The sequence below is a fragment of the Rathayibacter sp. AY1C9 genome (genome assembly GCF_002932315.1).
Classification (GTDB): Bacteria; Actinomycetota; Actinomycetes; order Actinomycetales; family Microbacteriaceae; genus Rathayibacter.
This window is the reverse complement of sequence record NZ_PSVZ01000004.1, coordinates 139481-155802: the sequence shown is the minus strand read 5'-3', so window position 1 is coordinate 155802 and position 16322 is coordinate 139481. Positions and strand designations below refer to the sequence as shown.

The following is a 16322-nucleotide window of genomic DNA, read 5'->3' as shown; positions in this document are numbered from 1 at the left end:
TTCCTCGCAGTGCGGGCGACCGGGACGGTCACTCGCGTCCCGTCAGCGTCCAGGCGTCCTCGCCGGACCCCTCGTCGTCGTCGTGGTAGTCGGTGGCGGCGGGCCCCGTCGGCTCGGCCAGCGGATCCGCGTACGGGTCCGGGGCGACCGAGGACGGCGCGGCCGGCCCCTCGCCCGGGTCCTCGCCGCGCATGCGCGCGAGGACGCCCGGCAGCTGCTCGGCGGTGACCAGCACGTCGCGGGCCTTCGACCCCTCGGAGGGGCCGACGACCTCGCGCGACTCGAGCAGGTCCATCAGTCGGCCGGCCTTGGCGAAGCCGACGCGGAGCTTGCGCTGCAGCATCGAGGTCGAGCCGAACTGCGTGCTGACGACGAGCTCGGCCGCCGCGACCAGCAGCTCGAGGTCGTCCCCGATGTCGGAGTCGATCTCCTTGCGCTGCGCCTGCACGGTGATGTCCTGGCGGTACTCGGGCTGCGCCTGACGGGTGACGTGCTCGACGACCTTCGCGATCTCGTCCTCGCGGACCCAGGCGCCCTGCACGCGCATCGGCTTGTTGGTGCCCATGGGGAGGAAGAGGCCGTCGCCCTGCCCGATGAGCTTGTCGGCTCCCGGCTGGTCGAGGATGACCCGCGAGTCGGTCACGCTGGTCACCGCGAAGGCGAGGCGGCTGGGCACGTTCGCCTTGATGAGGCCGGTCACCACGTCGACGCTCGGCCGCTGCGTGGCCAGCACGAGGTGGATGCCCGAGGCGCGCGCGAGCTGGGTGATCCGCACGATCGAGTCCTCGACGTCGCGCGGGGCGACCATCATCAGGTCGGCGAGCTCGTCGACCACCACGAGGAGGTACGGGTACGGCTTGAGGACGCGGCTGCTGCCCGCCGGGAGCTTGATCTCGTCCGCGCGGACGGCCGCGTTGAAGTCGTCGATGTGACGGAACCCGAACGACGCCAGGTCGTCGTAGCGCATGTCCATCTCCTTCACGACCCACTGCAGCGCCTCGGCGGCCTTCTTGGGGTTCGTGATGATCGGAGTGATCAGGTGCGGCACTCCGCCGTAGATGGTGAGCTCCACGCGCTTGGGGTCGATCAGGACCATCCGCACGTCCTGCGGGCGCGCGCGCATCAGCAGGCTCGTGATCATCGAGTTGACGAAGCTGGACTTGCCGGAGCCGGTGGAGCCGGCGACCAGGAGGTGCGGCATCTTGGCGAGGTTCGCCACGACGTAGCCGCCCTCGACGTCCTTGCCGACGCCGATGGTCATCGGGTGCGTGGACGTCGTCGAGGCCGGCGAGCGGAGGACGTCGCCCAGGGAGACGATCTCGCGGTCCGTGTTGGGGATCTCGACGCCGATCGCGCTCTTGCCCGGGATCGGGGAGAGGATCCGGACCTCGTTGCTGGCGACGGCGTAGGAGAGGTTCTTGCTGAGCGCGGTGACGCGCTCGACCTTGACGCCGGGGCCGAGCTCGATCTCGTAGCGGGTGACGGTCGGGCCGCGGGAGAAGCCGGTGACCGTCGCGTCCACGTTGAACTGCTGCAGCACCTCGGTGATGGCGCGGACCATCTCGTCGTTGGCCGCCGAGCGCGCCTTGGAGGGCGTGCCCGTCGAGAGGGCGGCCGCCGAGGGGAGGCGGTACGGCGCGTCGTCCTCGAACGAGGAGTCGAACCCGGCGGTCGGGTCCTCCTCGGCGAGGGGCGCGATCGGGCCGGTCTCGATGACGGGCGGGACCGGGACGGCGGGCGCCACGTCGAGGCGGTCGAGCCGGATGACCTCGGTCGCGTCGTCGTCGACCACGCCGGTCGCGCCGCGGGGAGCGCCCGTCTGCTCGAAGCGGGCGAGCGCCGCCTCGGCGGTCTCGGCCTCGGCCAGCACCTCGGTGGCGTAGGAGCGGGTCGGCGGGTGGGCCTCGTCGTCGCGCTCCTCGAGCGCGGTGTCGAAGCCCTTCGGGCGGCCGCGGGCGGGCGCGGCGCCCTCGAGCACCTCGGTGAAGGAGTCGATCGGGAGCTCGGTCTGCACGGTCGGCTCGTCCTCGCGCCCGGACTCGGTGCGCCGCCACCAGGGCAGCTCTCCGCCGTCCTGCTGCGCGTCCTCCTCCTGCTCGGCCTCCGCCTTCGCCGCGGCCTTGGCGGCGGCCCGCTCGGCCTTGAGGCGGGCGCGCTCCTCGTCGTCGAGCACGGGGGCGCCGAAGAGGTAGCCGTAGAGCTCCCGCGAGCGCGCGCCGATGCGGTTCGGCGGGGTCTTGGTGATGATGAACAGCGACAGCAGGATCACGAGCGACAGCAGCACGGTCGCGCCGAGGACGGTGGCGATCGCCGCGAGCGGGGCGCCCACCAGCCAGCCGAGGACGCCTCCCGCGGCCGCCATGGTCTCGATTCCCTGGCCGGGCTGCGGCAGGCCGAGGTGCGCGTGGCAGATGCCGGCGGAGGCGACGAGCAGCGTGATGACGCCCACGCCGATCCGCCCGTTGTCGTCGACGGACCGGGGGTGCCGGAAGAGCCAGAGGGAGAAGAGGAGAAGGACGACCGGCAGCACGTAGGCGACACGGCCGAAGAAGCCGCCGAAGCTCCACGCGTCGAGCACCAGGGCGACCGGGTCGGTCGCGAGGAACCACTCGACCACCGCGCCCGCGACGGCCAGCAGCAGCAGCAGGAAGGGGACGCCGTCGCGGCGCTCCTCCTTCGCCAGCCGCTCGGGACCGAGGGCGCGGGCGGCGCCGCCCGCGAGGTGGGCCAGCGCCATCCAGAGCCGCACGGCGGGGTTGGTGCGCGGGGCGGACTCGAAGGCCACCGTCTTCGTTTCAGCGGCCGCCTTGCCCGAGCCCCGGCCGGATCGCGGCGCGCCGGAGCGCGGAGTCGCGCTGCCGCGCCCGCGCGAGGTCGTCTTGGTACTGGTCGCCATGAGGCCACCGTACCCGCCGCCCCCGTCAGGGCCGGTGACCCGCGCCGCGACGGCAGGCGCCGATCCGCCGCCGGCCGGGAGGCTCAGGCCTCGATGACGAGCGGCACGATCATGGGCCGGCGGCGGTAGGAGGTGTTGACCCAGCGGCCGACGACGCGACGGACGGCCTGCGAGAGCGCGTGCTGATCGCTCGCCCCGTTCCGCACCGCCTCCTCGAGCGCGGCCGCGATCCGCGGCTTGACCTCGTCGAAGACGCTGTCGTCCTCCGCGAAGCCCTTCGCGTGGATCTCGGGGCCGACGACGATCCGCCCCGTGCCCGCCTCGACCACCACGATGATCGAGATGAAGCCCTCCTCGCCGAGGATCCGCCGGTCCTTGAGGTCGGCGTCCGTGATCTCGCCCACCGACGATCCGTCGACGTAGACGAACCCCAGGTCGAGCCGTCCGACGACGGTCGCCCTGCCGTCGAGCAGGTCGATCACGGTGCCGTCCTCGGCGATGATCGTGTTCTCCTCCGCGATCCCGGTCTCGCGCGCGAGCTGCGCGTTCGCGACCAGGTGCCGGTACTCGCCGTGCACCGGCATCACGTTCAGCGGCTTGAGGATGTTGTAGCAGTAGAGGAGCTCGCCGGCCGCGGCGTGCCCGGACACGTGCACCTTCGCGTTGCCCTTGTGCACGACGGTCGCTCCGAGCCGGGTGAGCCCGTTGATGACCCGGTACACCGCGTTCTCGTTGCCGGGGATGAGGCTGGAGGCGAGGATCACGGTGTCGCCCTCCCCCGGCTCGATCTGGTGATCGAGGTTGGCCATCCGGCTGAGGACGGCCATCGGCTCGCCCTGCGACCCGGTGGACATGTAGACGATCCTGTCCTCGGGGACGTCGCCCGACTTCTTCATGTCGACCAGGACTCCCGGAGGGACGTGCAGGTAGCCGAGATCCGCGGCGATGCGCATGTTGCGGACCATGGAGCGGCCGAGCAGCGCCACGCGGCGGCCCGTCGCGTGGGCCGCGTCGAGCACCTGCTGCACCCGGTGCACGTGGCTGGAGAAGCTCGCGACGATGACGCGGCGGGTCGCCCTGGCCATGACGCTCTCGATGACCGGGCCGATGTCGCGCTCGCTCGGCGTGAAGCCGGGGACGTCGGCGTTGGTGGAGTCGACCATGAACAGGTCGACTCCCTCCTCGCCGAGGCGGGCGAAGGCGCGCAGGTCGGTGATCCGGCCGTCGAGCGGCAGCTGGTCCATCTTGAAGTCGCCGGTGTGCAGCACCGAGCCCGCGTCGGTGACGATCGACACGGCCAGCGCGTCCGGGATCGAGTGGTTCACGGCGACGAACTCGAGCTCGAAGGGCCCGAGTTTCTCGACGTCGCCCTCCTTCACCGTGAGCGTGTACGGCGTGATCCGGTGCTCCTTGAGCTTCGCCTCGACGAGGGCGAGCGTGAGGGTGGAGCCGATCAGCGGGATGTCGCGCTTCAGCCGGAGCAGGTAGGGGACGGCGCCGATGTGGTCCTCGTGGCCGTGGGTGAGGACCACTCCGACGATGTCGTCGAGCCGGTCCCGGATGGGCGTGAAGTCCGGGAGGATCAGGTCGACGCCCGGCTGGTCCTCCTCCGGGAAGAGCACGCCGCAGTCGACGACCAGGAGCCTGCCGTCGATCTCGAAGACGGTCATGTTGCGGCCGATCTCGCCGAGGCCGCCGAGAGGGATGATCCGGAGCGTTCCCGGAGCGAGCGGGGCGGGGATGATCACGGGACCGGGCATGCGCCCTCCTTCTCCAGCGGTGCTTTCTCGGGACGTGCCGCTCGGGCTCAGCGGGTGGTGCCGGCGACCTTCGGGAGGGCGCCGCCGGCCGCGGCGTTGCGGTCGGGCCGGAAGTTGCGGAAGTCGACGCCCGGGATGTCGCGGACCAGGCCGAGCTCGTCCTCGATGAGCGCCGCCTCCGACTCCTCCGGGCCGACCAGGGGCAGCCGCACGCGCGGCGAGGAGATGCGGCCGAGGCCGTGCAGGATGTACTTCGCGGCCACGGTCCCGGGCACGTGCGTCATCACGGCGCGCACGAGCGGCTCGAGCTGCTGGTGCGCACGGGTGGCCGCGTGGAGGTCGCCCGCGTTCACGGCGTCGACGATCGTGCGGTACGGCGCGGCGGCGATGTTCGCGGTGACGCCGATGAGCCCCGTGGCGCCGATGGCGAGCTCGGGCAGCACGTTCGCGTCGTCGCCGCAGAAGTACATCAGGTCGGTCTGGTTGAGCACGCGGCTGACCTCGGAGAGATCGCCCTTCGCGTCCTTCACGGCCAGGATGTTCGGGTGCTTGGCCGCCCGCAGGATCGTCTCGTAGCGGATCGGCACGCCGGTGCGGCCGGGGATGTCGTAGAGGATGACCGGCAGGTCCGTCGCATCCGCGATCATCCGGAAGTGGGTGAGCACGCCCGCCTGCGTGGGCTTGTTGTAGTACGGGGTGACGATCATGTTGCCGTCGGCGCCGGCCTTCTCGCTCTGACGGGCGAGCTGCATGGCGTGGGCGGTCTCGTTCGAGCCGCCTCCCGTGATGATCTTCGCGCGGCCCCCGGCGACCGAGCGGGCGACCTCGACGAGGCGGATCTTCTCCGGGTCGGTCAGGGTGCTGGTCTCGCCCGTGGTCCCGGTGACCACGATGCCGTCCGCGCCCGCTGCGATGCAGTCGTCGATGTGCTTCTCGACACCGGGCCAGTCGACCTCGCCGTCGGCGGTGAACGGGGTGACCAGGGCGACCAGGACCTGGCCGAAGGGATTCTCCGGAGTTGACACGCTGCCAGGGTAGCGGGTCGCCGCCGCGCCGCCGGGAGGAGGTTCCCGGAGCCGCCCGCCCGGACGGCAGCAGGCGGATCGGGCGGGACGGCCCGCTCGTCCTCGCCGGGCGGCGGGCTACGGAGCGACGCGGCCGTTCGCTGTGAAGGCGGCAGCCGTGAGGGGCATCAGCTCCTGGAAGTGCGTCTCCATCTGCTCGGCCGCCATCTCGATCTCGCGCTGCGGGAAGGAGGGGAACGTCGAGTCCTCGCGCTTGGTGCGCAGGGAGAGGAAGTTCATCAGCGAGCGGGCGTTGAGCGTGACGTACATCGACGAGTAGATGTTCAGCGGGAGGACGATCCGGGCGACCTCGCGGGCGACGCCCTCGCCGAGCATCCGCCGGTACGACTCGTAGGCCTGCGTGCTGACGCGGCGCGTCTCCTCGGCGACGAGCTCGGCCTGCTCCGCGGTGCCGGGCTCGAAGGAGTAGGCGCCGGGCTTGCCGACCTGCACGAGGTTGCGGCGGGGGCCGGGCACGTAGAAGACCGGACGGAGCTCGCGGTAGCGGCCCGACTCCTCGTTGTAGGAGGCGATGCGGTGCCGCATGAACTCGCGGAAGACGAAGATCGGCGCCTGCACGTAGAAGGTCATCGAGTTGTGCTCGAACGGCGAGCCGTGGCGGTCGCGCATGAGGTAGTTGATCAGGCCGCGGTCGCGCTTGCGCTGCAGCTCGGCGTCGGACTCCTCGCCGTCGAGCGCCTCGGCGAGCGTCTTCTCGCCCTGGGTCGAGACGCGGGCCGCGAACAGCACGTCGGAGTCGTGGGCGCTCGCGCGGACCAGCTCGACGACGACATCACTGCGGAAGACGGGACTACTCGGGTCTGCGCTGAGGCTGCTCTGTTCGGTCACGGATCGAACCTAGACCACGCTCCGACCGCGGCCGTCGTCACATCCCGAAACAGTCGTCCGCGCAGCGCCCGCGCCGACCTACGCTTCCCGGATGGAGCCCGTGACGATCCTCGCCGCACTGCTCGGCCTCGTCGTGCTGGGCGTCGTCCTCGGGGCTGTCCATCGGGCCCGCTCCGGGCGCGTCGCGAGCGCCCCCTCGCGCCAGGACCCCGCGATCGACCCCGGCGAGCTCGTCCCCGGCGCAGTGCTCGGGACCCGGGCCACAGTCGTGCAATTCTCGACCGACGTCTGCACGCGGTGCCCTGCAGTGCGACGGATGCTCGGGGAGCTCGCCCAGCAGCGGCCCGGGCTGGCGCACCTCGACGTCGATCTGACGCACCGCCCCGACCTCGCGGCGCGCTTCCGCGTCCGGCAGACGCCCACGCTCCTCCTGCTCGATCGAGACGGAGTGCCGCGCAGCCGCATCGGCGGCGCTCCGACCCGCGCCGCCCTGACCATCGAGCTCGACCGACTCCAGGAGACATGATGAGCACCCGCTCCCCCTCCACCACCGGCGCCACTCCCCCGTCCGGCACCGTCGATCCCCGCGGTCCGAGGGTCGCCGCCGGAGTCACCGCCGCACTCCTCCTCACGGCCGTGGGCCTCGGGCTCGCGGCCCCGGCCCGGGCCGACCTCGACGGCCGGCTCTCCCAGCCCGGCTTCCTCCTGCTGCTCGCGCTCGCCGCCCTCTTCGCCTGGTCGGCCGCGCGCGGCGTCGGCTCCGGCCCCTGGGCGGTGCTGTTCCGCCGGGTGGTCCGGCCGCACCTGGCACCGCCGCGCGAGTGGGAGGACGCCCGCCCGCCGCGCTTCGCCCAGCTGATCGGCCTGGTGGTGACCGGCGCCGGAGTCCTCCTGCACGTCGCCGGCGTCCCGGGATCGGTCCCGGTCGCCGCGGCCGTCGCCTTCCTCGCCGCCTTCCTCAACGCCGTGTTCGGCCTCTGCCTGGGCTGCGAGCTCTACCTCGTGCTCGCGCGGGCCGGCCTGGTCGGGCGCTCGGCCGGCTCCCGGGCGTGAGGCTCTAGGCTGGGTCCGCTTCGCGGGCGGCCCGCGACCGGCTCCGGGAGGCACCATGAGCGACTCATCCGCACGGCACTCCGACCACGACGGGACCACGGACTCCGGCTCGCCGCGGCGCGCCGCGCGCACGCCGGGCGAGCACGTGTCGACGCCGTCCGAGCTGCCCTCGGCCCGGCCGGATGCGTTTGCTCCCCGGCTCCGCGTCCTGATCTCGGGCGCCAGCGGGATGATCGGCTCCGAGCTGACCCGCCAGCTGCGCGCCGAGGGGCACGAGATCCTGCGCCTGGTGCGCCACGCGCCGTCGAGCCCGGACGAGTTCCACTGGGCGCCCACCTCGCACATGCTCGACTTCAGCGTGCTCGACCGCGTCGACGCCGTGATCAACCTCTCCGGCGCCTCGATCAGCCGCCTGCCGTGGACCGCGTCCTACAAGCGGGAGATCCTCGACTCGCGGATCCAGTCCACGCAGACCCTCACCGACGCGATGCGGATGTCCTCGACCCCGCCGACGACGCTGATCAACGCCTCCGCGGTCGGCTACTACGGAGACCGCCCGGGCGAGGAGCTCACCGAGCAGTCCTCGCGCGGCGACGGGTTCCTCGCCGACGTCGTCGACCGCTGGGAGAAGGCCGCTCACCTCGCGCCCGAGGCCACGCGGGTGGTCACCGCTCGCACCGGGCTCGTCCTCGGCGACGGCGGCGCGCTCAAGCCGCTCCTGCCCCTGACGAAGCTCGGCCTCAGCGGACCCCTCGGCAGCGGCAACCAGGCCTGGCCCTGGATCAGCCTCTACGACGAGGCCGCGGCGATCCGCCACCTGCTCACGTCCTCGCTCTCGGGCCCGGTGAACCTCGCCGGACCGGTGCCGGCGACCGCGAACGACGTGATGCGCACCCTCGCCGAGCAGCTGCACCGCCCGTTCAAGCTGGCCGTCCCCGAGAAGATCATCGAGCTCGCGCTGCGCGACGCCGGGCACGAGCTCCTGCTCTCGAGCCAGCGCCTGGTCCCCCAGCGGCTGCTCGACGACGGCTTCGAGTTCCGCCACCGCACGGTCGGCGCGGCGCTGGAGTGGGTGCTCGCCTGATCCCGGCCGCCCGAGCGGTTCTCGCCCGGAGAGCCGCGCTCGAGTGAGGCCGAGCGGTCAGGCCGGAGCCTCGTGCTCCAGCGCGATGGCCCGGCGGATGGCGCCTCGGGCGCGCTTGCGGTCGCCACTGGCGTCGTAGGCGAGGCCGAGGCGGTACCAGGCACGCCAGCTGCCGGGCTGCGCGTCGACCTCCTCCGCGTACTGCGGGAACAGCGCGTCCGCCTCCTCCCGGAGCGGACGCCCGCTGGCCCGCGAGTCGAGGACCTCCTGCGGCAGCGCGTTCTCGCCCTCCAGCCGACGGGCCAGCTTCTCGGCGCGGAGCCCGAACAGCAGCTCGCGCACGAGCCCCCAGACGCCGACGGCGCCGAGGATCAGCAGGCCGACGCCCATCACGATGCCGGGCACCGTCGCCGCGGCGAAGGCGACGACGGAGTACTGCAGGCAGACGAACAGGTAGAGGGCGAGCAGGACCGCCATCAGGACGACGCCGATGCGGGTCCTCACGGGGTGCTCGTCGCTGCGGCGGCCTGGCCGGACGGAGCCCGGTCGATGACGGGCTGCTCGTCGACCGGCCGCTCGTCGAGAGGCGCGGCGTCGAAGGCGGCGCGCAGGTCGATCAGCGCGTCGAGGCCCACCACCACGCCCGTGGTCGTCCGGACCGCGTCGAGAGCGCGCAGGACGCCCTGCTCGTAGGAGGCCTGCGAGGTGGTGTCGTGCCGGATGGTGACCGTCTCGCCGGTGCCGCCGAAGACGACCTCCTGGCGCGCCTCCACTCCGGGCAGGCGGAGGCTGTGGACCGGGACGCTCGCGACCTGCTGGCCGCGGGCCCGCTGGTCGGTGTGCGGAGCCTGCACCGGACCGAGCTCGGCCCGGGCGCGCAGCAGCAGCTCGGCCGTGCGGACCGCGGTCCCGGAGGGCGAGTCGACCTTGCGGGCGCCGTGGGTCTCGACGATCTCGGCGGCGTCGAAGAAGCGCGCGGCCACGGTGGCCAGCGCGGTCGCGAGCACCGAGCCCAGCGAGAAGTTGGGGATGATCACGACGCCGGCCTCCGGCTGCTCGGCGACGCTGCGCCGGAGGGCCGCGATCCGGTCGCCGGTCCAGCCGGAGGTGCCGACGAGCACCTTCCTCCCGTTGGCCACGGCGAAGTCGACGATCTGCTGGCTGACGGCCGGCACGGTCATGTCGACGACGACGTCGGCCGCGAGCATCTCGGCGGGATCGCTCCGCGAGCCGAGCCGCGCGACGAGCGAGAACTCGCTCGACGCCTCGATGAGCGAGCAGGTGAACGAGCCGAGTCGGCCGGACGCGCCGACCACGGCGACGGAGGTAGTCACCGACTCAGCGTAGCCCGCGGCTCAGTACGGCTGGGCCTCGGGCAGGCCGGTGCGCAGCTCCACGGGCAGGTGCGAGAGATCGTTGTGCACGACGAGCACCGGCGGCTTGCGGGAGCGGACGCGGATGATCGTCAGCCCGCAGTTGGCCTGGTTGAGGCCCAGCCACCGCCAGTCGGGAGCGTCGAACACGTGGCGGACGAACCAGCCGATCACGAAGTTGTGGGTGATGAGGAGGTCGTGGCGGTCCTCGCGCGACGGCGCCAGGAACTCGGCCACCGCGTCCTGCATCTGCGCGTGCCCCGCCTCGATCTCGGCCGCGGTGACGCTGCCGAAGAAGGGCTCGAACGCCTTGGGCATGTCCGGGGTCGGCCCCGAGGGGATGCAGTCGAACAGCAGCGAGGACGGCTGGAGCGGCAGGCTCGGCAGAAGCGTCTGGAAGCGCGCGGCCGTCTCCTCGGCCCGGCGCAGCGGGGAGTGCCACGCTCCGGTGAAGGGGACTCCGCCGAGCCGCTCGGCGATGAGCCTCGCCTGGCGCTCACCACGGGCCGAGAGCGGGCCGTCCGGCATGCCGTGCTCGGCGTCCTGCTGCTCGCCGTGGCGGACGAGGTAGATGTAGTGGGACACGGGGTCCTCCCTGGTGCGGCGCGGCGGTGCGCGGTCAGCGGGCGTTCGACGATCGGATCAGATCGCGGAGGCGCTCTCGATCCCGGCGATCCCGGCGAAGGCCGACTCGTCGACCGCGCCGACGGCCGAGATCGACGACGGCCCCCGGGCCAAGTCTGCCGCGAGTGCCTGGATGTCCTCCGCGCCGACGAGGGCGAGTCGGCGCAGGCTCTCGTCGAGGTCGACGAACTCGCCGAAGGTCAGCTCGGCGCGTCCGAGGCGCGACATCCGGGTGTCGGAGTCCTCCAGCGCGAGCGCCGCCGCTCCCGAGAGCTGGCCGCGGGCGCGCGCGAGCTCGTCGTCGGTGACGCCGTCCTCGGCGAGGCGGTGGAACTCGGTGAGCAGGAGCTCGGCGACCGTCCCCGCCTTCGCCGGGGTGCACGCGGCGTAGAGCCCGAAGAGGCCCGCGTCCGAGTAGGACGGGGCGAAGGAGTAGACGGAGTAGGCCAGGCCGCGCTTCTCGCGCACCTCCTGGAACAGCCGCGAGGACATGCCGCCGCCGAGGATCGAGTTGAGGACGCCCATCGTCATCCGCCGCTCGTCGCCCGCGGCGAGACCGGGGAAGCCGACCAGCAGGTTCGCCTGCTCGGTGGGGCGGTGCACCACCGACAGGGCGCTGCCGCGGGTGTAGGACGCACGGCCGCCGACGCGCCGCTCGACGGGCGGGGCCGCCGTGCCGAGGTCCCAGCCGTCGGCGACGAGGACCCGCTGGAGCAGCGCGACGAGCGCCTCGTGGTCGACGGCGCCGGCGACGGTGATCACCACGTCTCGCGGGCGGTAGGCGGCGCGGTAGTGCGCCCAGACCGCGTCCCGGGTGGCCTCGCCGATGGTCGCGGCGGTGCCCCCGATCGGGCGGCCCAGCGGGTGGTCGCCGAACACGGCCTCGAACAGCTTCTCGCCCGCCACGTCGGCCGGATCGTCGTCCGCCATCGCCAGCTCCTCGAGGATGACCCCGCGCTCGGTCTCGAACTCGTCCGGATCGATCAGGCTCGAGGTCACCATGTCGGCGATCACCTCGACCGCCATCGGGAGGTCGCGGTCCTGGATCTTGGCGTAGTAGCAGGTGTACTCCTTGGCGGTGAGAGCGTTGTGCTCCCCGCCCACGGAGTCGAAGGACACGGCGATGTCGAGGGCGGACCGCTTCTGCGTGCCCTTGAACAGCAGGTGCTCGAGGAAGTGCGTCGAGCCGACGTTGGAGGGCACGGCGGGCTCGCCCGCGGTCGCGGGGCGGCCGGGCCGCTCGTCGCGAGAACCCGCGGCGACCCAGAAGCCGATCGTGGCGCTGCGGGCGCCGGGCACCGATTCGCTGAGGATGCGGACACCGCTCGGGAGGACGGAGCGGCGGACCGTGGATCCGCCTGCGGCCCGGACTGACGTCTCCGGCTGGTCGAGGGGCAGTGCGACTCCGTGATTCATCGTGCCCACCCTAGGCCACCGCGACGGCGGCCCGAGCCGGGCTGTCGCGCCGTGGCGGGAGAGGTGCTGGGGGCGTCGCGGACGGGCGCGGTCAGCGGCGCGCGCGCTCCAGCGCGGCCAGGTGTCCGGGGTCGAGCTCGAGCGAGACCGCGCGCACCAGCGCGTCCACGTCGGCGGGTGAGCGCGGGGCGACCGTCGCGGCGGTCAGCCGCGGCCGGCCGAGCAGCCAGGCCAGGGCGACGGCGGCGGGAGCGGCCGAGAGCTCGGCACCGATCGCGTCGAGGACGGCGAGGACCCGGCGTCCGCGGCGCCCGAGGTGGGCGGCGGCGAGTGCCCCGTCGGGCAGGCGGCCGAGCTCGCGGCGGGTGCGCTCGGCGCCGCGGAGGAACCCGTGGGCGAGGGGGACGGTCGCGAGCAGGGCGAGTCCCTGGCCGGCGGCGACGAGGCCGAGATCGCCCTCCGAGCCGGGCCGCTCGAGCAGGTTCCAGCGGACCTCCGCGCCGGCGAGGCGGGGCAGCCCGTGGGCGGCCAGGACGCGCGCCTCGAACAGCTCCTCCGGGGAGAACCCGGAGGCGACCACCGACCGCACCAGCCCGCGCGCCAGCAGCACGTCGACGGCGCTGAGGAGCTCGTCGAGGCGTCCGGCCCCGTCGGGGCGGACCGCCAGCACGTCGAGGCGATCGGTGCGGAGGCGGCGCAGCGCCCCCTCGACACGGTCCACCAGCGCACGCGGCGTCGCGGGCGCGCCGACCGGAGCGGCGAAGCGGCCGATCAGGAGGAAGCGGTCCCGGTCGCGGTGTCCGGCGGGCCAGCCGCCGACGCCCTCCGCGAGGCTCGAGTCGGTGACGACGACGCCGTTGCCGCCCCACGCCGCGTAGCGCTCGAGCAGCGCGGCACCGTCGTCGCGGCCGAGGGCCGCCGCGTCGAGCACGAAGGGGAAGAGGTCGTGGCCGGAGTCGCCCATCGGCCGGCGGTGCGAGGGTGCGACGGCGGTCGGCTCGACGGGGCCGGTCTCGGCGAGGACGCCGCTCGAGGAGGCTGCGCGGGACGCCGCGGGCGGGAGCGGGACGGCACTGTGACGGGGAGCCCGCACGACGGCGCCGGTCCTGTCCCTGGGCACGCCACCACTCTCCCTGCGGCGGCTCGGGTCCCGCCAGGGGAGAGAGTATCCGAGCGCCGGAGCCGCCACTCCGCCGGGTCGCGCACGGTTCACCAGATCGTTACACGGGCGCCGCCGGCGGGGTCGACTCGCGCCGGCGAGCGGTGCGGCGGGCCCCTCCGTGTCGGCCGTCCGGGCTAGATTCGCGACCATGGACTCCGCCGCCCCGACCCCCTCCGAGACCGCCGCCCCGACCTCCGACTCCCCCGAGCGGGAGACGTCCGCGCCCTGGTGGACGAGCGCCGTCGTCTACCAGATCTACCCGCGCTCGTTCGCGGACTCGAACGGCGACGGCATCGGCGACCTGGGCGGCATCCGCTCGAAGCTCGACCACCTCGCCGACCTGGGGGTCGACGTGATCTGGCTCTCGCCGGTCTACCCGTCGCCGCAGCACGACAACGGCTACGACATCTCGGACTACGAGGACATCGACCCGCGGTTCGGGACGCTGGAGGAGTTCGACCTGCTCCTCGCGGAGGCCCACGAGCGCGGCATCCGCATCGTGATGGACCTCGTGGTCAACCACACGAGCGACGAGCACGCCTGGTTCGTCGAGTCCCGCTCCTCGCAGGAGGACCCGAAGCGCGACTGGTACTGGTGGCGCCGCGGGCGCCGCTCGGCCGAGCCCGGCCGCGAGCTCGAGGCGGCCGCCGGCGCCGGCCTCGACGTCGCCGAGCCGAACGGCTGGCGCTCCTACTTCTCCGGCCCGGCCTGGACGCTCGACCCGGCGACGGACGAGTACTTCCTCCACCTCTTCGCGGTGCAGCAGCCGGACCTCAACTGGGAGAACCCCGAGGTGCGGCACGCGGTGCACGCGATGATGAACCGCTGGCTCGACCGCGGAGTGGACGGCTTCCGGATGGACGTGATCAACCTCGTCTCGAAGGACGTCGGAGCCGTCGACGGCGAGCAGGGCGGCGCGGGCATCGTCGGAGGGGTGGGTCCGCGGCTCCACGAGTACCTCCGCGAGATGCACGAGGCCGTGTTCGCGCACCGCGAGGGCTCCTTCCTCACCGTCGGCGAGATGCCCGGGGTCACCCTCGAGGAGGCGGTGCTCGTGACCGATCCCGAGCGGCGTGAGCTCGACATGGTCTTCCAGTTCGAGCACGTCGGCATCGACCACGGAGTCGACAAGTTCCACCCGGTGCCGCTGGACCTGGTCGCCTTGAAGGCCAACCTCGCGCGCTGGCAGGACGGCCTGGCCGAGCGCGGCTGGAACAGCCTGTACCTCGGCAACCACGACCAGCCGCGTCTCGTCTCGCGCTTCGGGGACGACGGCGCGCACCGCTACGAGTCCGCGACCCTCTGGGCGACGCTCCTCCACCTCCAGCGCGGCACGCCGTACATCTACCAGGGCGACGAGATCGGGATGACGAACGTCCCGTTCGCCGGCATCGAGGACTTCCGCGACGTCGAGTCCCTGAACTACTGGGCCGAGGCCGTCGGCGAGCGCGGCGAGGACCCGGCGACCGTGCTCGCCGGGCTGCGCGCGCAGAGCCGCGACAACGCCCGCACGCCGGTGCAGTGGGACGACAGCCTCCAGGCCGGCTTCACGACCGGCGAGCCGTGGATCGCGGTCAACCCCAACGCCGCCGAGGTGAACGTCGCCGCCGATCGGGCCGCCGAGCGGTCGGTCTTCGAGTACTACCGGGCGCTGATCGCGCTGCGGCACGCCGACGAGACGGTGCAGCTGGGCCGCTTCGCGCTGCTGGAGCCCGAGCACCCCGCGCTCTTCGCCTTCACACGCACCGGACCGGGCGAGCTGCTCGTCGTCGGGAACGTGTCCGGTGAGCCGCTCGAGGTGCCGCTGCTCGAGGAGTGGGCGGCTGCCGAGACGGTCCTCGGCAACGTCGCCGGTGCGACCGGGTCGACGCTCGGCCCGTGGGAGGCGCGCATCCTGCGCCGCTGAACCGCGCCGCGCCCCGCTCCGAGCCCGGCGCGGGGCGCGGCGCGGCGCTCGACGGCGGCGGACCAGCGGGCGAGAGCCTCAGGCGGAGACGCGGTCCAGCTGAGCGATGTCGCTCCGGGTCAGCGGGAGCGCGGCCGCCGCGAACAGCGACTCGAGCTCCGCGGCGTTCCGCGCCCGGACGATCGCCGCCGAGACCTCCTGGTGCGAGAGCACCCAGGCGAGCGCGACCACGCCGGGCTCCGTGTCGTGGGCCCCGGCGATCTCGTCGAGGGCAGCGAGCACGCGGGAGCCGTGGCGGCCGACGTAGTCCAGGCCCGCCTCGAACAGGGCCGACTCCGGCTCGTCCGTGCGGCTGCGCAGGGCGCCGGTGAGGTAACCGCTCGCCAGGGGCAGCCGCGCGAGGGTGCCGAGCTCGAGCCGCACCACCTCGGGGGCGACGTCGGTCTCGTAGGTCCGGCGCTCCATCAGGCTGTACTCCGACACGACGGCCGAGAGCGACGGCAGCGCGAACGCGGTCGCCGTCTCGTGCAGCGCCGTGATCGCGGCTCCGCTGAAGTGCGCGGCGCCCAGCGCGCCGACCGAGCCGTCCGCCAGGAACGGCGCGACCGCCGCCAGGCTGTCGGCGATGGGGATCCCGGGGTCCTCGCTGTCGAACGAGAGCAGGTCGATCCGGGTGCCGAGCCGCTCGAGGCTCCCCTCGATCGCGATGCGGACGTCCTCCGGGGCGAGGCCCGGCGCGTCCGGGTGCCGGCCGACCTTCGTCGCGACCAGCATCCGCTCGCGCAGCCCGCTCTGCTCGAGCCAGCGGCCAATCATGTACTCGCTCCGACCGGTCGCGTAGTGGTCCGCGGTCGAGATCAGGGTGCCGCCGAGACGGCCGAACGCGTCGAGCACCTCGGTGGTGTCGTCGATCCCGGCGGCCCAGCCGAAGACGGAGCCGTCGAGGGCGAGAGGATGCACGGGGAGGCCGGTCCGACCCAGGGTGCGTGAGAGGAGGGGCGTCTCCGGCTCGGTGGCCAGGGGCGTCGGGTCGGTCACGGAGTCCTCCGGTCGGGGCGGTGCGGCGCGGTCCCGCCACCGTACCCCATGCCCCCGCCGACGACGGACGCCCGCCCCACCGGAGTGGAACGGGCGT

General features: G+C 73.3%; 14 protein-coding genes. 4 read left to right on the top strand and 10 right to left on the bottom strand.

Annotated features, from left to right (window positions below; all coding sequences use genetic code 11):
* Window positions 1-28 precede the first annotated feature (28 nt).
* The 4 genes from C5D09_RS05060 to thyX all read right to left on the bottom strand — a co-directional run bounded on the left by C5D09_RS05060 (window position 29) and on the right by thyX (window position 6569).
* Window positions 29-2896, bottom strand: coding sequence for a DNA translocase FtsK (locus tag C5D09_RS05060; protein ID WP_104268752.1), 2868 nt, complete (start codon window positions 2894-2896; stop codon window positions 29-31).
* A gap of 83 nt (window positions 2897-2979) precedes the next feature.
* On the bottom strand, window positions 2980-4656 hold the full coding sequence (locus C5D09_RS05055) for a ribonuclease J (protein ID WP_104268751.1): 1677 nt from the start codon (window positions 4654-4656) through the stop codon (window positions 2980-2982).
* Between the two features lie 47 nt (window positions 4657-4703).
* On the bottom strand, window positions 4704-5681 hold the full coding sequence (dapA, locus tag C5D09_RS05050) for a 4-hydroxy-tetrahydrodipicolinate synthase (RefSeq protein WP_104268750.1): 978 nt from the start codon (window positions 5679-5681) through the stop codon (window positions 4704-4706).
* A 117-nt stretch (window positions 5682-5798) separates the two neighbouring features.
* The gene (thyX, locus tag C5D09_RS05045; RefSeq protein ID WP_104226301.1) at window positions 5799-6569 is read right to left on the bottom strand and encodes an FAD-dependent thymidylate synthase; all 771 of its coding nucleotides are present in this window, start codon (window positions 6567-6569) and stop codon (window positions 5799-5801) included.
* A gap of 91 nt (window positions 6570-6660) precedes the next feature.
* Here thyX and C5D09_RS05040 point away from each other — a divergent pair, with 91 nt between their 5' ends.
* From C5D09_RS05040 to C5D09_RS05030, 3 genes are read left to right on the top strand one after another with little or no spacing between them, the layout of a single operon-like run.
* The gene (locus tag C5D09_RS05040; RefSeq protein WP_104267086.1) at window positions 6661-7095 is read left to right on the top strand and encodes a thioredoxin family protein; all 435 of its coding nucleotides are present in this window, start codon (window positions 6661-6663) and stop codon (window positions 7093-7095) included.
* Window positions 7095-7622, top strand: a complete 528-nt coding sequence (locus C5D09_RS05035) for a DUF4395 domain-containing protein (RefSeq protein WP_104268749.1) — start codon at window positions 7095-7097, stop codon at window positions 7620-7622. The genes C5D09_RS05040 and C5D09_RS05035 overlap by 1 nt, the downstream gene beginning before the upstream one ends.
* A gap of 55 nt (window positions 7623-7677) precedes the next feature.
* Entirely contained in the window at window positions 7678-8706 is a 1029-nt protein-coding gene (locus tag C5D09_RS05030; protein WP_104268748.1) for a TIGR01777 family oxidoreductase, read from the top strand.
* A gap of 57 nt (window positions 8707-8763) precedes the next feature.
* On the opposite strand, the gene C5D09_RS05025 is transcribed toward C5D09_RS05030, so the two are convergent.
* From C5D09_RS05025 to C5D09_RS05005, 5 genes are all read right to left on the bottom strand, one after another.
* A complete protein-coding gene (locus C5D09_RS05025) occupies window positions 8764-9210 on the bottom strand; it encodes a hypothetical protein (protein ID WP_104250175.1) in 447 nt (148 codons plus the stop codon).
* Window positions 9207-10040 (bottom strand): 4-hydroxy-tetrahydrodipicolinate reductase, encoded by an 834-nt coding sequence (gene dapB, locus C5D09_RS05020; RefSeq protein WP_104250174.1) that lies wholly within the window; start codon window positions 10038-10040, stop codon window positions 9207-9209. Before dapB ends, C5D09_RS05025 begins: the two co-directional genes overlap by 4 nt.
* Before the next feature lie 21 nt (window positions 10041-10061).
* Window positions 10062-10664, bottom strand: a complete 603-nt coding sequence (locus C5D09_RS05015) for a histidine phosphatase family protein (RefSeq protein WP_104224462.1) — start codon at window positions 10662-10664, stop codon at window positions 10062-10064.
* Window positions 10665-10721: 57 nt separating this feature from the next.
* Window positions 10722-12119: a pitrilysin family protein gene (locus C5D09_RS05010; RefSeq protein WP_104260638.1), complete on the bottom strand. Its 1398-nt coding sequence runs from the start codon at window positions 12117-12119 to the stop codon at window positions 10722-10724.
* A gap of 91 nt (window positions 12120-12210) precedes the next feature.
* A complete protein-coding gene (locus C5D09_RS05005) occupies window positions 12211-13239 on the bottom strand; it encodes an aldo/keto reductase (RefSeq protein WP_146076624.1) in 1029 nt (342 codons plus the stop codon).
* A 190-nt stretch (window positions 13240-13429) separates the two neighbouring features.
* On the opposite strand from C5D09_RS05005, the gene C5D09_RS05000 reads away from it, so the two are divergent.
* Entirely contained in the window at window positions 13430-15187 is a 1758-nt protein-coding gene (locus C5D09_RS05000; protein WP_104255563.1) for an alpha-glucosidase, read from the top strand.
* Between the two features lie 78 nt (window positions 15188-15265).
* Here the strand turns inward: C5D09_RS05000 and C5D09_RS04995 are convergent, their stop codons facing one another.
* Window positions 15266-16225 (bottom strand): aldo/keto reductase, encoded by a 960-nt coding sequence (locus tag C5D09_RS04995; RefSeq protein ID WP_104268746.1) that lies wholly within the window; start codon window positions 16223-16225, stop codon window positions 15266-15268.
* Window positions 16226-16322 lie beyond the last annotated feature (97 nt).

What these genes read in the sequence shown, in the direction of transcription:
- C5D09_RS05060 (WP_104268752.1), bottom strand. Translation starts at nt 2,896, where the DNA reads ATGGCGACCAGTACCAAGACGACCTCGCGCGGGCGCGGCAGCGCGACT.
- C5D09_RS05055 (WP_104268751.1), bottom strand. Translation starts at nt 4,656, where the DNA reads ATGCCCGGTCCCGTGATCATCCCCGCCCCGCTCGCTCCGGGAACGCTC.
- C5D09_RS05040 (WP_104267086.1), top strand. Translation starts at nt 6,661, where the DNA reads ATGGAGCCCGTGACGATCCTCGCCGCACTGCTCGGCCTCGTCGTGCTG.
- C5D09_RS05035 (WP_104268749.1), top strand. Translation starts at nt 7,095, where the DNA reads ATGAGCACCCGCTCCCCCTCCACCACCGGCGCCACTCCCCCGTCCGGC.
- C5D09_RS05030 (WP_104268748.1), top strand. Translation starts at nt 7,678, where the DNA reads ATGAGCGACTCATCCGCACGGCACTCCGACCACGACGGGACCACGGAC.
- C5D09_RS05010 (WP_104260638.1), bottom strand. Translation starts at nt 12,119, where the DNA reads ATGAATCACGGAGTCGCACTGCCCCTCGACCAGCCGGAGACGTCAGTC.
- C5D09_RS05000 (WP_104255563.1), top strand. Translation starts at nt 13,430, where the DNA reads ATGGACTCCGCCGCCCCGACCCCCTCCGAGACCGCCGCCCCGACCTCC.